Origin of the sequence: Rhizobium sp. BK529, assembly GCF_014194105.1 — a bacterium.
GTDB lineage: Bacteria > Pseudomonadota > Alphaproteobacteria > Rhizobiales > Rhizobiaceae > Rhizobium.
The window spans coordinates 282,075-296,379 of the sequence record NZ_JACIAU010000005.1; the positions used below are offsets into that span (position 1 = coordinate 282,075).

Here is a 14,305-nt window from a genome sequence, read left to right on the forward strand (position 1 = left end):
GCGGCTGCTAGACTGGGCAATTAGCGGTTTGGTCGCCACGACTATGTCCATAGTCTCCGGAAATATCGCTTGCAATAGAAACCGAATGGTTCCATATTACGTTCATGGTTAAACACGATCAGACCTCCCCGTCCGTCGGTCGCCCTCGCGAATTCGAACTCGATGACGCCGTTCGTAAGGCAATGGGCGTTTTTTGGGATCGTGGATATCACGATGCGTCTTTGCCCGACTTGCTTGAAGGAATGAACCTATCGCGGGGTAGTTTCTACAAGGCGTTCGTAGACAAGCGAGGCGTCTATCTCCGCGCGCTTGATGTCTACATTGAGGATGCTATTCGCAAGGTCGGCGAAATCCTGCATTCCAACGCGTCGCCCAAAGCCGCCATCAAAGAAGCATTTTCGCGGCAGGTTGAAGAGTCCTCCGGCAAGGAGGGGCTGCGTGGATGTTTTGTGGTGTTGTCGGCTGTCGAAATGCTTCCAGGGGACGAAGAGGTTTCCGCGCGAATTTCCCGTCTTTTTCGGCGACTGCAAGATCTCTACGCAGCAGCGATCATAAGAGCTCAAGCCCTCGGTGAGATTGATCCTGGGCTGGACGAGCGAACACTGGCGAGGTTTCTCGTCTGTCAGATCCAAGGAATGAGAGTGCTGGGAAAGGCAGGAGCAGATCGCGACGTCACCAGGGCAATGGTCGACTTCGCGCTGAAGCCGCTCGACTGACTTCAATTAGGAACCGAATGGTTCCTAAAATCGTGTACTTTTAAGCCGTTCAGTCGGCTTTGCAAATCGAATGGAGATACATTCTGAAACCTTCTCGCGACTCCGAGGACAGCCTCGACCCGCACAGATGGACGGCGTTGGTCATCCTGTTGACCGGAGCTTTTCTGCCGCCTCTGGATTTCTTCATCGTCAACGTGGCGCTGCCCTCGATCCGTGAGGACTTTCAGGCCACTGCATCAACAATGCAGCTGATCATTTCGGGCTATGCCACAACCTACGCCGTCATGCTGATCACTGGGGGCAGGCTTGGGGATCTCTACGGTCGCCGGAATGTCTTCCTGGCAGGGATGGTTGCGTTCGCAGCCGCCTCCGCCTTATGCGGCTTCGCTTGGTCTCCAGCGGCACTTGTTGTCGGCAGGGTTCTTCAAGGGTTTGCTGCGGCAATCATGGCACCGCAGGCTCTGGCATCCATCAATGCGATTTTTCCCGATCACGAGAAATCGAGGGCACTCAGCTTCTACGCTCTGACTTTCGGTGTGGCATCGATGGCTGGGCTATTTCTCGGTGGAGCGCTGATCGCGCTGAATATCCTCGATCTCGGATGGAGGGCCGTTTTCCTTATCAATCTTCCAGTGATCGCCATAGCGGCGCCTTCCGCGATGATGGTACTGCGCGAGACGCGATCGGAGCACGCAAGCAAACTGGACGTTGGCGGAGCAGTGCTGATCGCACTTGCACTATTTGCACTGATCTCGCCGCTCATCGAGGGCCGCGAGCAGGGGTGGCCGATCTGGTCGCTCCTGATGCTTGCCGGTTGCCTGCCACTTCTTTTCTTATTTTGGCATCATGAGCAGAAGGTAGAGGCGGCCGGTAGAGACCCGATCCTCGCACCGCGCTTGGTTCGGACTCCGGGACTGAAGCGCGGGTTGCTCGCCGCATTCTTCTTCTATGCCTTTGCGGCCTTCTGGCTGACATTCTCGGTCTACCAACAAGGCGGCCTTGGTCGCACACCATTCGAGGCCGGCCTTGCAATCCTACCCGCGGCGGTCGGCTTCGTTCTCGGGCCATTCGCGAGTGGCTACATCTTTCACGTCTTCGGCAGGTATTCCACCGCCGCGGGCATGTCCCTGGAGGCGGCCGGATTGTTCGGGACGGCAGCACTGGTCTCATTTGGGGCGCCAGAGTTTCTCTACGTGGCACTTTTCTTCGTTGGTGCCGGACAAGGCATTGCACTTCCCAATCTCGTGAGGACAGTCGTACAGCGGGTTGACACGGCGCAGTCTGGTTTGGCTTCCGGTCTGGTCAATTCGATGCTTCAGATCGGCGGCGCTTTAGCGACAGCTTTGATCGGCGGACTGTTCTTTTCAGTCCTAGGCTCCTCAACTGATGTGATATCCATCGGACATGCCTACAGCATTGCAGCAGTCGCGATCGCTTTCTGTCTTCTCATTGCAGGTTGGCTTTCCGCCGGCCTTGGAGCAAAGAAAGAGGCCCTCCGATGAGCGCGAAAATCGGTCGGTTGGCCATCGCTTCGTCCGATGGCGGTGTTACCATTCCCGCCGTCTCAGTTGGTACTCGCAGCTCCGACAACCTGGCGCGCGTCAAGCTCAAGGGCATACCAATCCCGGAAACGTGATGCCTGTCTACCGGCAGACGTCAAAGAATATAACGAATTCCAGCGAGACAGGACTGCGGGATCCGCGCGCTTGTGTCAATTCGACGGCGTATCGCAGATCGGGATGGGCTTGTGCGGAGGAGCAGGATGGTCTTTCTTGTATTTGGCGATAAGCAGTTCGAGCTTGTCCCTGCTCCAGAACCGCGGCGTGCCGATCTGCTTAAGGCAGAAAGCATTCCACTAGACGCCCGATTGGGCCGAACTCTTGGCCTTGGAAATGGCCTCGATGTCGCGGGGCTCTGGATAGATGTAGACGGTTGTGGGGTTGTCCTAAACGGTGGAAAGCAATGCGGCGCCTCCGCCGGAGACCAAGTCGTGCAGCCGTTGCTGCGGCCGCCGGCATAGTTGATGATTTTGCCGAGCGGCACGCAGCCCTTTTCGTCAGCGTAAGGGCTGCTCGGCTTCTTCAGCATGCAGACGCCGGAAACCAGCGATGCCGGGTGCCCGCCGATTGCGCGCCGGGCGTTCGCCGTATCGCCGACGCCATCGAACTGCACGAAAGAACGGGTCAGGGAGGATTGCTGGCCGGGCGAGCCGGAATAATAGCCTTTGAACGAAGTCTTGATCTCGCTGGTCAGATAGGCGCCGCCGCCGGACGCGAGAGCCACCGAGCCCTGGACGACAAGCCCGGTGGCTTTCTGGGTGAGCCCGAGCACCAGAAGCTGGTTCGCCACAGCCCCCGCTCCGGCGAGACGAACTGCGGCAGCAAGGCGAACATATGAACAGGAGGGGCTTGGGATTGGCCAAATTGTTGATCAGGCCCTCACGGATCGTGGCCAGCGCCGACCAGCGCCCGACCTCCGCGGTCTTAGCCATGTCGCTCGCGTGCCGGGTCGACCACAGCAGCTTGGCACCGAGCTAGATGAGCTAGGCAGCGCCCGCCCAACGCATGAAGTCAAAGGCAAAGGACGTAGCGTTTAGGAGTGAAGCGACCCAAGTCCTAGGAGCGGCACCTCGATAAGGCCAGCCAACATGAAGCCCGATACGGTGCAGAACGCCACCCCGCAGCCGTGGCCTACTCCGCGTCCGATCACGAGCGGAATGTCAGGCCCCGGCGTGATCTGCATCACGAGAACGGCGCCAAGAAAGGCTATGTACACCGCAAGGTCCGGCATGATGGCGAGAACGCGAGCACGCCTGAGAGGTTCCGACTATGCGCCTGATCAGCAATGATCAGATCATCTGGCGATCGGGAGGTGCCCGCCCATCGAAAAGGCCTATCTTGCCAAATTTTGCCATTGCAGCTATAGGTATTCATATGAGCACGATGAACATTTCCCTCCCAGACCATCTTAAGAGCTTCGTTGATGAGCAGGTCGCGGGACGTGGCTATGGGACGAGCAGCGAATATATCCGCGAATTGATTCGACGAGATCAGGACCGTCTTGTGTTGCGCGGACTCTTGGTTGCCGGAGCATCGTCCGTACAATCCGATCCCGCCGATGGGCGCTATTTCGGCGAATTGCGTGATCGTGTGCGTGGCCGGCACAGCAAGTGACAAACAAGTCCGTCGTCCCTCGGGAATTGGCTCGCAGTGACGTCGAAGCGGCCGTAGACCACTCCATACTCGAGGCTGGAACCAAGGTTGCCTTTGGCTTTATTGACGCTTTAGAGACAGCTTATGACCTGATCGCAAGGCATCCGGAATCGGGATCGCTACGATATGGATACGAGCTGGGATTGCCTGACCTGCGCAGCATTTCACTGAAACGATACCCGTATATCGTCTTTTATTGTGATCAAAAGGATCATGTGGATGTGTGGCGTGTGCTCCACGCGAAGCGGGACATTCCACCGTCGATCCACGAGCCCGAGAATCATTGATTATCAGGACATATTTGCAACTGCCGATTTCCCTGGCTTTAGGTTTCAACCCCATCAAGAGCAAGACGATGATGTTGGCTCAGATGTAAGCTCACGCCGGTTGCTAGGACCGGGTAATCTTGAATCGCAAGTCCATCGAAAATTGCGCCCTCGCGTGTGGCCGCAGGATCTTGCAGCCGCTGCGGTTGATCAATGCAGCGCCGTGGATCGGAAACGGCGGCATGCCGTGCCATGGCTCGAGGCACAGAAACGGGGCGCCCGGCTTTTGCCAAACCGAGAAGACCGGCAGGTTGGTCGCACTCAACTCGATTTCTGCCGTCGGAGCCGAGTAGGTGAACCTGGTTCCGGCCCCATCGGCGAAGATCATCGCCCCGCGCTCAAAATGGGAGGCTGAAATTTCCAGCCGGCCGGCGCGAAACGGCGAAGGCAGAGGCTGCTCCAGCATCAGACCTGCCGCATCGAGGCGCAGCATCCGAGGCTCGGCGGTGCCATCCAATTCTATGGAATGAGGCTGTCCCTGTGCGCCCGGCAACGGCCAGGCAAATCCGGGATGAAAGCCGAACTGGAAGGGCATTTCCCGCTCATCGCGGTTTTCGATGGTTACCGTGCAGCACAGGCAATCCGCTTCCAGCCGATAGGTAACGCTCAGCTCGAAATCGAAGGGGTAGACCGCTTGCGTTGCATCGTTCGATTTCAGAGCGAATGTGATGGCATCATCTCCGGCTTCGACGATCCGGAAGGCGCTGGTGCGAGCGAACCCGTGTGGCGGCATGTCGTAGGAGGCGTCGGCAATCGTGACTTTGCCATTCGGGCTTTGGCCGATTACCGGAAAGAGCAGCGGCGAGCGCCCCGCCCACCAGGCGGGGTCGCCCTGCCACAGCCATTCCGCACCATCCGCTTTGGTTTTGACAGAGCGGAGTTCGGCTCCAGCTTCGGCGACCTCGATCCCCAAGTGCGCATTTTCCAGAACTGCCAAGCTTTCCTCCATCCCAGTGTGCGCCGATGCCGCGAGTACGGCCCCGATTTGGCTCATTTCCGATTGTTCAGTCCAGCAGACAGCCAGGGTTCATGATGCCGTGCGGATCGATCGCAGCCTTGAGCCTGCGCATCAGCAGGAGTGCTGCCGGATCGGTTCGCTCGATCAGTTCCGCGGTGAGTTTGCGACCGATGCCATGCTCGGCGCTGAAACTGCCGCCATGCGCCTGCGCGCAGTCATTGACGATCCGGCGCACCGCAAGCACCGTCCCGGTTTGATCGGTGAGCGCCTGCCAGTCTCCGGCGGCGAAGCGCGTGCCGAAATGTACGTTGCCATCGCCCATATGGCTGACAACGACGATATCCGCCTGCGGAAACGAAGCGCGTACGGCGCTTGAGGCCGAAGCCAGGAAATCCGGCACGGCCGAGATGGGTACCGAGACATCGGACGACAGGACATGACCGCTCCGCCGGTTTGCCTCCGCGGTGCCGTGACGCAGGGCCCAGAATTTCGCGCGCTGCGCACTGTTCTGCGCCGGAAAGGCTTCGGTGATCTCACCGGCATCCAGTGCCGCGCCGATCGTTTCGAACAGCATGGTCTCCAGCGCCTCGCCCTGCGAGAGGTCGGCAAGCTCGACCAATAGATGCCAGGGTCCTTCCGTGGGCAGACGCAGTGCCGGCTGGCAGGCGATGACCCCGGCCAGCTGCGCGGCGTTCATCAGTTCGAATGTCGTCAGCCGTTCGCCGCAGGCCGTTTGCAGCCGGTTCAGGAGCGCGAGCGCCCGGGCGGGGTCGGCAATGCTGAGCCACACGGTGGCATGCGCCCTGGGCAGAGGATGCAGCTTCAGGACTGCGCCGGTGACGATGCCGAGGCTTCCTTCCGCGCCGATGAACAGATGGCGCAGATCATAGCCGGCATTGTCCTTTCGCAGGCCCTTCATGCCGTTCCAGATCGTGCCATCCGGCAGGACCACCTCGAGGCCGAGCACGTTTTCCCGGGTCGAACCATAACGCAGCACGTTCGTGCCGCCGGCATTGGTGCTGATGATGCCGCCGATCTGGCACGAGCCCTCTGCGCCAAGGCTGACTGGAAACAATCGACCGACAGCCAGTGCCTGCGTCCTCACGTCTGCGAGAATGCAGCCGGCATCGACGCTCATCGTCCCGTTGGCGGGATCGATATTCCGGATCTGCCGCATACGTGACAGCGACACGATAATCGGTGGATTGTCGTGACGAACTGGCACGCCTGCACCGGTCAGGCCCGTATTGCCGCCCTGCGGAACGATGCCATGGCCGGACGCAGCACAAATGGAGACAATAGCGGCGACGTCCTCGCGGCTGCGCGGCAGGGCAACGCAAAGCGCTGAACCCTGCTGGCGACCCCACCAGTCCTGAAGGTGGCCGGCCATGTCATTGCCGGTCAGCACCGTATCATGCGGCAGGACCGATCGGAGACGGCCGAGCAGATCCATCAATATCCACCTGTCAGGAAGATCGACTCGCCGGCCATGAAGCTGCAGGCCTGCGAAGACAGGAAGATGGCGGCGCCCACCATTTCCTCCGGCTGCCCGGCGCGCCCCATCCAGTTGAGCGTGCGCGCATAGTTGGCCCAGCCCTCTGGGTCGTGATCGCGGCGATGGGCGTTGCGGTCGGTATCGATCAGGCCCGGAGCAAGCGTGTTGAGAAGGACGTTGTGCTGCGCATAGTCGCGCGCCTGGCTCTGGATGAGATTGTGCTGGGCCGCCTTCAAGGCGGCATAGGCGGTGACGATCGCCTTGGGGCGCAGCTGGTTGACGGAGCCGATGGAAACGACCCGACCCCACTTGCGGGAGGACATGCGGGGCAGTGCCGCCTGCAGCATGTCGATCGTTGAGCCGAGATTGACCGAAATCTGGAATGCGAGGTCTTCGGCGGACAGGTCCGCCAACGTGGCGTTGATCTGCGCACTGGCGTTGATCACCAGAATGTCGACTGGTGCGATCGCCTCGGCCCGTTCGACCAGCTCCCGTCCGGCCTGCGGCGCGGAAAGATCGGCGGCAAGTTCATCCACCCTGCCGCCGAATGCGAGGATCCGCTGTCGCACGGTGTCGGCGCCGCCGGGCTTTGTGCCATGTAGGATGACATGAGCGCCGGCGCCGGCTAGGCCTTCGGCGATCGCCGCTCCGATGCCGCGGCTGGAGCCGGTGACAAGGGCGGTGCGGCCCTTCAGGCCGAAGACGGTTTCGAGATTCATGTTCTATCCCTCGAAAAGATCGACCTGCGCGCCGGCCACGCCGGGACGACAGGCAAAAAGCCCGCCGGAGAGCGGTGCGTCCGCCAGCGTCGTGGCCGGCAGTCGCGTGCGGGCGGTGGTGATGTAGAGCGTCGATAAATCCTCGCCGCCGAATGCGACGCTGGTCGGCCGGGGAACGGGAAGTTCGATGTTCTGGTCGAGACGGCCGTCCGGCAGATAGCGGCGCACCGACCAGCCGTCCCAGATGGCGCACCAGACAGCCCCTTCGGCATCGACCGCAAGCCCGTCCGGCCGGCCGTCGCTGACCGGAATTCGCGCAAATTCGCGCCGAATACCCAATGCCCCGGTGGATGGATCGCAGTCATAGGCGTGGATCAGGCCCGGCACCGTGTCGACGAAATAGAAAGTGCGGCCATCGGGGCTCCAGCCAAGACCGTTCGAAACGATGATGCCGCCTTCCTTGCGCTCGGCCGCGCCGTCGGCGCCGATCCGGTAGAGGGCACCGGTCGGCTTGGAGGCATCAATTCGCATCGAGCCGACCCAGATGGCGCCGTCCGGGCCACATTTGGCGTCGTTCAGCCGGTTGTCGGAGATGCCTGCTTCCGGGCTTGCGAACGGGGTGAGCCGTCCCGAGGCAAAATCCAGCCATTCCATGCCGTCCTGCGAGGCGACCAGCAGCCGGTCTGCGGCAACCGGTATGACGGCGCTGACCAGTTTGCCGGTCTCGCAGGTCTCGTTTCGGCCCGTGACAGGGTCGAAGCGATGGACCGCGGGATGCAGGATGTCGACCCAGTACAGCGCCCGCTCGCTCTTGTGCCAAGCCGGGCTTTCGCCTAGCTGCGCGCCCCAAGGCAGTACGCAGCTGAGTTCCGCCATCGGTCGGCCCGTGGCGGTGCGCGGGCGCGGGCGCGAGCTGATGGCGACGGCGCCGGCGGCGCCGGTGATGCGCCGGGCGGCGGCGATGAGTTCGCGGCCGGCGGGATGGATGTTGGCGGCATCGAGACGCGATGATGGCCCGAGCGCGACGAGCACGCCGATCGGCGTGTTGTCGCGTCCCATGACAGGCGCCGCGACGGAGTTCACGCCCGGCAGATGCTCCTCGTAGGAAATCGAATAGCCGCGGGCGCGCGTCAGGGTCAGATCGGCCTGCAGCGGCTCCATGGCGGTAATCGTGTGGGACGTGTAGCGATCAAGCGTCAGCCGTTCGATCAACGCGCGGCCGACGGCCGGATCCTGGAAGGCAAGCAGGGCCTTGCCTGGGGCCGTACTGTGCAGCGGCACACGGCGACCGACCTCGACACGCACCGAAAGGCCGGCGCCAGAACGTTCCGCCAGGTAGAGCGCCATCACACCATCGAGCTTGCAGAGCGCCACCGTTTCACCGAGTTCGCCAGCCAGCCGCTCGAGTTCGGATGCCGCGGCCGAGGCCAGGTCGAAGCTTTCCCAGACGCGATGCGACATTTCGAGAAAACGCTGGCCGAGCACATAAGTGCCGCGCGCCTCGTCCTGCCGGACGAGGCCATAGGCGATTAGCGTCCGCAGGATCCGTGCGAAAGTCGGCTTAGGCAGGCCGGACGCCCGCAAAAGCTCGGCAAAGCGAAGCGGTTCGGGCGCATCGGCGACCATGTCTAGGAGCGTCAACCCTTTGGCCAGGGCTGCCGTTCCGCCCGGCGTTTCAGGTTTCATGACGCCTTGCCCACCGCCTGGCGATGCTGGCGTGCCGAGAGCGCTTCCTGCAGCATCCGGTCCATTGTCCATTCCGGCTTAAACCCCAACGTTTCCGTGATTCGCCTGTTCGACGTGTGGTAATAGACACCGGCGCCGGGAAGATTGACAGTCACCACGGGCAGTCCCGTCATGGCGGACATGCGCGGCACGATATCGGCGAAATCGACTGGCTCGTCCGAGCCGAGATTGAAGACGCTGCCAGCTGCGTCGGGATGGTCGAGGGCCAGGAGAATGCCCGCCACCATGTCGCGCGTATCAGTAATGTGCATGCGAAATGGCCGGCCGTCCTGGTTGCGGGCGAGCACATGCGCCGGTTGTCCGATATCTGCCGCCCGCAACAGATCCGCGATGAGCTTGTTGCCGAAATTCTCCTGCTGCTTCACGCGTGAGCGCAGGAAGAATCGCGGGCCGGAAAAGAAGCTTTCTTCGTCCAGCAGTTCGGCAGCATCCTGCGTATGGGAAAATCGCAAAATGACCGTTTCCATCTTTTTCTGCCGCTGGTGGAAGCGGACAAGCTCCTCGCCGAGCAGCTTGGTCAATCCGTAGGGCGAGTTCGGCCGCAACGGATGGTCCTCAGTGACGGGCAGGAATTCCGGTAGGTTTTCCGGGTAGACTTCGCCCGAGGAGGCGAACACGAACCGCTTCACCCCGGCGCCGGCAGCCGCATCCAGAAGCCGGCGCGTGCCGTCGACATTGGACGAGAACATCCGGTCCCGGTCCGCGGCCGCCCAGGACATGAATGCACCGAGATGTAGCACGCCGGTCACCTCGGTGACCGCGCGTGCAACGGAGCCGGCGTCTTCTAACGATCCGACCACCTCGTCGCCGCCCGTTCCCGAAGCCCGCAAGTCGAAGCCGCGAACCTCCCGGCCTGTGCTGCGCAAGGCCGCGACGACACTGCGCCCGACGCGTCCGGCAGATCCGGTGACGAGAATCATAGTCTTTCCCCCGTTTTGGAATCGAAAAGGTAGATTTGTGAGGGGTCAAAGCCGAGCCGCAGCTCGTCGCTGTTCGACAGGCTTCCGGAATGCGAAACGCGGGCGATCAGCCCCTTGGATTTGCCGTCCTCGCTATCCGCGGCTCGCGCGCCTTCGGCTTCGAAATAGATGTATTTTTCCGACCCGAGGCTTTCGATCAGCGACGGGCGCACGTTGAACGTCACGGGTGCGTCGCCGAGAACGATATGCTCCGGACGAAGGCCGACCACTACCGGTCCCGGCAGATGCCGACCCCGAGGCAGAAAGACCTTCTGGCCGAATATGCTCAAGGTCCCGTCATAGACTTCGCCGTTCAGGAAATTCATGCCCGGCGAACCGATAAAGCCGGCGACGAACAGATTGGCGGGGTTGTTGAACAAGTCGTCCGGTGCGGCGATTTGCTGGATGACTCCGCCCTGCATGATGACCACGCGGTCGGCCATGGTCATTGCCTCCACCTGGTCATGCGTCACATAGACCGTGGTGACGCCGATCCGCTTGTGCAGGGCGCCGATCTCGGCGCGCATGTGGACACGCAGCTTGGCATCGAGGTTCGACAGCGGCTCGTCCATCAGGAAGGCCTGTGGCTGCCTGACAATCGCGCGGCCGAGCGCGACACGCTGCCGCTGTCCGCCCGAGAGGTCCTTGGGCCGGCGTTCCAGATAAGGCATGACTTCGAGAATGCGGGCGGCCTCTTCGACGCGCCGGTCGATTTCTGTCTTATCGGTACCGCGCATCTTCAGGCCGAAGCCGATATTCTGCCGAACCGTCAGGTGCGGGTAGAGCGCGTAATTCTGGAACACCATGGCGATGTCGCGATCGCCGGGTGCCAGGTCGGTCACTTCGCGCTCGCCGATGAAGATCTGGCCTTTCGTAGCGGGCTCCAGCCCCGCCAGGATCTTCAGCATCGTCGACTTGCCGCAACCGGACGGTCCGACAAGCACCACGAACTCGCCGTCCTGGATCTCAAGCGAAAACGGCCGCAACACGTTCAACGCCCCGTAGGACTTGCTGACGTCGCGAATGGAAATATTGGCCATGCTTACTTCTCCGCGCCAGCGGTAAGACCGCCGACCAAATAGCGTTCGAGGAACAGGTAGATGACAATGATCGGCAGGGCGATGAAGATCGACGCCGCGGCAATGTCGTTCCAATAGGTGACGTATTCGCCCTGCATCGTAGTAATGCCGAGATTGGCGGTCCAGTTGTCGGGCGAGTTGACGAGGAATGTCCGGGCGTAGGCATAGTCTGCCCAGCTCAGGACAAATGCGTAGAGTGCGGTTGCCGCAAGTCCAGGGGTGGCGATCGGCAGGACGACCCGTACCATGGCGCCGACTGGCGAGCAGCCATCGACCATGGCGGCTTGTTCCAGTTCGCGCGGGATCGTGTCAAAATAGCCCTTCAGCATCCACACGGCGAAGGGAATGATCATCGTCGAATGTGCCAGCACGAGCGTCCAGAGGCTGCCAACCAGACCGAAGCTGGAGAAGATCGAAAACAGCGGAATGACCAGCAGCGTCGCCGGCAGCATCTTCGCAGTCAGGATGAACAGGCCCATCGTGGCGCCACCCCGCATGGAGTAGCGTGACAGCGCATAGCCGGCACTGACGGATACCAGCATGGAAAGACCCACTGAGCCGAAGGCGGCTAGCATGGAATTCCACAGCCAGAGGAGAATGGGCTTGGCGGCCCAGACGCGGGCGAAGATCCCCCATTGCGCATCCTGTGGCCAGAAGGTCGGCGGAAGGCGGTAGAGTTCGTCTGTGGTCGACAGTGCGGTGACGATCAGCCAATAGATGGGAAACAGGATCATCACCACGGTGAAGACCACCGTGGTATAGAGGGCAAGGCTCTGAAAGAACGTTCGTCTCATGAAGCCATTCCTTAATAAATGGATTTCGAGCGCCGGCCGAGCATCAGCAGGCTGGCGATAATGCAGATCACCAGGGTCAGGACGCCGACGGCGGCGGCACGGCCGAAATTGTGATATTGGAAGGCTTGGTCATAGGTCATGATCGACAAGGTCTGGGTTGAGCGCAGCGGGCCGCCGCCGGTCAGCACCTTGATGATCGAAAAGTCGCGGAACACCCAGAGCAGTGTCAGGACCAGCGTGACTCCGAGCACCGGCATCAGCAGCGGCAGGGTGATCCAGCGGAACCGCTGCCAGACGTCGGCGCCATCCACCTTCGCGGCCGCATAATAGTCGGACGGGATCGATTGCAAGCCGGCAAGGCACATAATCGACACGAAGGGAAATCCCTTCCACACCATGGTGATAGCGACGGCCCAGAAGGCCGCGGTCGAGCTGCTGACCCAGGGGATCATGTGATCGGTGAAGCCGAGCTTGATGGCAAGCCATCCGAAAAGCCCGAACGAGGTATCGAACATCCAGGCAAAGATGACCACGGCGATGATTTCCGGCACCGCCCAAGGCAGGGCCATGACGAGCCGCGCGGATGTTCTGCCCTTGAACCGGTTGTTGACCAGGAGCGCCGTTCCCAGCCCAACGAGAACGCTGCCGATCGTAACGACGATGACCAATTTCAGTGTTACCCAACAGGCCGACCAGAATTCGTCGGAGCTGAACAGCCAGGTGTAGTTGGCCAGCGAAAACGGCCGGCCGGCGCCGCCCAGCCGCGGAATCTTGACCTGCTGGAACGACAGGTCGATCGCCAGCAGCAGAGGCCAGACGATGATGCCGGCCACCATCAGCACCGCGGGCGCGATGAGAATGTAACCAAGAAGATGCTGTCGGCTTGGGCGCGCAAGATCGAAATACTTACGGCGCCCTGCGTGCGGAGGGATGGTCATAGCAGTTCCTGTTGACTGGTCGGCATTGCCGGCGTGGCTGTCGTGTGCCACGCCGAAAGGGCGTGGCGTGCTTCAGCCCTTAATTGACTCCGCTTTAGCCTGCATGGTCTTCGCCACCGTCGCCGGGTCGAGATCCTGGATGATCATCCGCTGGGTCTCTTCCATCACCATCTTGCTGAACTCGTTATAGTAGAGTTCAAGTCCGGTCGGGACACGGTCAACGCCCGCATCCGACGCAGCCTTCATCGTCTGGATCAGCAGCGGAAAGTGCGGGATCGTCTTTTCGACACCGGAGACGTCGGCGGTCGGGCTTGGCGGAGTATTGCCGCCAAGCGTGGCATAGCTACGCTGGAATTCCGGTGTCATCGTCAGTTTAATGAAGTCCCATACCAGGGCCTTCCGGTCGTCGGAAATGTCGGCCGGCATGGCAAGGACATTGGAGGAGCCGCCAAGTGGTGGGTGCAGCGGCGGCGCAGCATAGACAATATCGGCTTTTGCAAGACCTTTTTCCGTCGTGCCGTAGAGCCACGGCCCGTCCAAGCGCATTGCCATCTTGCCATCGGCAAACAGTTTGCGCACGTCACTCGCGCTCATGTCGACGGGGCCGACGCCGCTTTTCATGACGGTCTTCCAGCGGGTCAGCCCTTCGACCATCTGCGGCGTGTCGATGGTGATATTGCCGTCCTTGTCGGTCCAGTAGGCACCGGCATCGAGAATGTAGTTCAGCATCTCGGTCAGGTATTGGCCGGGACCGCCCTTGGTCTCGTGCCCCGTGCCGAACTGGTCGACGATGCCGTCGCCGTTGAGATCCTTCGTGGTCGCCTTGGCGGCGGCCAGGAACTCGTCGTAGGTCTTGGGCACGGCGACGCCGGCGGCATCGAGGATCTTCTTGTTATAGGCCATGACGAAGCCGAAATAGTTCATCATGATGCAGACGGTTTCGCCGTTCCACTGGCATTTCGACTGGCCGGCCCAGCCGGTCAGGTCGAGGCCGTCCTTCTTGATCCAGGGATCGAGCGGCTCCAGCCAGCCATTGTCGGCAAACATCTGGAATTCGAAGGACGCCAGATGGACGATCTGCGGCGGCTGGTTCGCGGCAAACAGTGTCGTCATCGTGTCCGCATAGGAACTGCGGTCGGCCTTGGTGAACTCGATCTTCACGCCGGGATGCCGCTTTTCGTATTCGGCGATCACCGATCGCCACCAGTCGCCGGTGCCGGCGTCATCGGTCTGCCAGGAAATGAACTTCAGGACGGTATCGGCCATGGCCGGGGCAAGGCTGCCCAGGGTCACGCACATGGCGGTCGCGGCGCCAAGCGCCAGTTTCGTCAGCCTGTCATACATTGGTTTCTCCTCCAAGAAC

Annotated in this window: 14 protein-coding genes and 1 pseudogene; 5 read left to right on the forward strand and 10 right to left on the reverse strand. The window is 61.2% G+C overall.

The genetic code is table 11. The features are described from left to right. Positions 1-182: 182 nt before the first annotated feature. From FHX08_RS26615 to FHX08_RS26635, 5 genes are all read left to right on the forward strand, one after another. Positions 183-716 (forward strand): TetR/AcrR family transcriptional regulator, encoded by a 534-nt coding sequence (locus FHX08_RS26615; RefSeq protein WP_132657554.1) that lies wholly within the window; start codon positions 183-185, stop codon positions 714-716. Between the two features lie 137 nt (positions 717-853). After that, positions 854-2,218 (forward strand): MFS transporter, encoded by a 1,365-nt coding sequence (locus tag FHX08_RS26620; RefSeq protein WP_409527420.1) that lies wholly within the window; start codon positions 854-856, stop codon positions 2,216-2,218. Next, positions 2,215-2,352 (forward strand): hypothetical protein, encoded by a 138-nt coding sequence (locus tag FHX08_RS26625; protein WP_165911962.1) that lies wholly within the window; start codon positions 2,215-2,217, stop codon positions 2,350-2,352. Before FHX08_RS26620 ends, FHX08_RS26625 begins: the two co-directional genes overlap by 4 nt. Positions 2,353-3,613: 1,261 nt before the next feature. After that, entirely contained in the window at positions 3,614-3,889 is a 276-nt protein-coding gene (locus tag FHX08_RS26630; RefSeq protein ID WP_409527423.1) for a type II toxin-antitoxin system ParD family antitoxin, read from the forward strand. Further along, on the forward strand, positions 3,886-4,215 hold the full coding sequence (locus FHX08_RS26635; protein WP_184327896.1) for a type II toxin-antitoxin system RelE/ParE family toxin: 330 nt from the start codon (positions 3,886-3,888) through the stop codon (positions 4,213-4,215). The genes FHX08_RS26630 and FHX08_RS26635 overlap by 4 nt, the downstream gene beginning before the upstream one ends. A 103-nt stretch (positions 4,216-4,318) precedes the next feature. On the opposite strand, the gene FHX08_RS31685 is transcribed toward FHX08_RS26635, so the two are convergent. The 10 genes and pseudogenes from FHX08_RS31685 to FHX08_RS26680 all read right to left on the reverse strand — a co-directional run bounded on the left by FHX08_RS31685 (position 4,319) and on the right by FHX08_RS26680 (position 14,286). Then, positions 4,319-4,789, reverse strand: coding sequence for a hypothetical protein (locus FHX08_RS31685; protein ID WP_245508365.1), 471 nt, complete (start codon positions 4,787-4,789; stop codon positions 4,319-4,321). Between the two features lie 15 nt (positions 4,790-4,804). Further along, positions 4,805-5,248, reverse strand: a pseudogene (locus FHX08_RS32110) (hypothetical protein); the annotation flags it as partial. Between the two features lie 10 nt (positions 5,249-5,258). After that, positions 5,259-6,665, reverse strand: coding sequence for an FAD-binding oxidoreductase (locus FHX08_RS26645; protein ID WP_132657378.1), 1,407 nt, complete (start codon positions 6,663-6,665; stop codon positions 5,259-5,261). After that, entirely contained in the window at positions 6,665-7,426 is a 762-nt protein-coding gene (locus FHX08_RS26650; protein WP_184327897.1) for an SDR family NAD(P)-dependent oxidoreductase, read from the reverse strand. Before FHX08_RS26650 ends, FHX08_RS26645 begins: the two co-directional genes overlap by 1 nt. A gap of 3 nt (positions 7,427-7,429) precedes the next feature. Beyond that, positions 7,430-9,112, reverse strand: a complete 1,683-nt coding sequence (locus FHX08_RS26655; protein WP_184327898.1) for an SMP-30/gluconolactonase/LRE family protein — start codon at positions 9,110-9,112, stop codon at positions 7,430-7,432. Continuing rightward, a complete protein-coding gene (locus tag FHX08_RS26660; protein WP_184327899.1) occupies positions 9,109-10,092 on the reverse strand; it encodes an NAD(P)-dependent oxidoreductase in 984 nt (327 codons plus the stop codon). Before FHX08_RS26660 ends, FHX08_RS26655 begins: the two co-directional genes overlap by 4 nt. Next, positions 10,089-11,171 (reverse strand): ABC transporter ATP-binding protein, encoded by a 1,083-nt coding sequence (locus FHX08_RS26665; protein ID WP_132657372.1) that lies wholly within the window; start codon positions 11,169-11,171, stop codon positions 10,089-10,091. Before FHX08_RS26665 ends, FHX08_RS26660 begins: the two co-directional genes overlap by 4 nt. 2 nt (positions 11,172-11,173) lie before the next feature. Next, positions 11,174-12,004, reverse strand: coding sequence for a carbohydrate ABC transporter permease (locus FHX08_RS26670; RefSeq protein ID WP_132657370.1), 831 nt, complete (start codon positions 12,002-12,004; stop codon positions 11,174-11,176). An 11-nt stretch (positions 12,005-12,015) separates the two neighbouring features. Beyond that, positions 12,016-12,942, reverse strand: coding sequence for a carbohydrate ABC transporter permease (locus FHX08_RS26675; RefSeq protein ID WP_132657369.1), 927 nt, complete (start codon positions 12,940-12,942; stop codon positions 12,016-12,018). Positions 12,943-13,014: 72 nt separating this feature from the next. Continuing rightward, positions 13,015-14,286, reverse strand: a complete 1,272-nt coding sequence (locus tag FHX08_RS26680; RefSeq protein WP_132657367.1) for an ABC transporter substrate-binding protein — start codon at positions 14,284-14,286, stop codon at positions 13,015-13,017. Between the last annotated feature and the right edge of the window lie 19 nt (positions 14,287-14,305).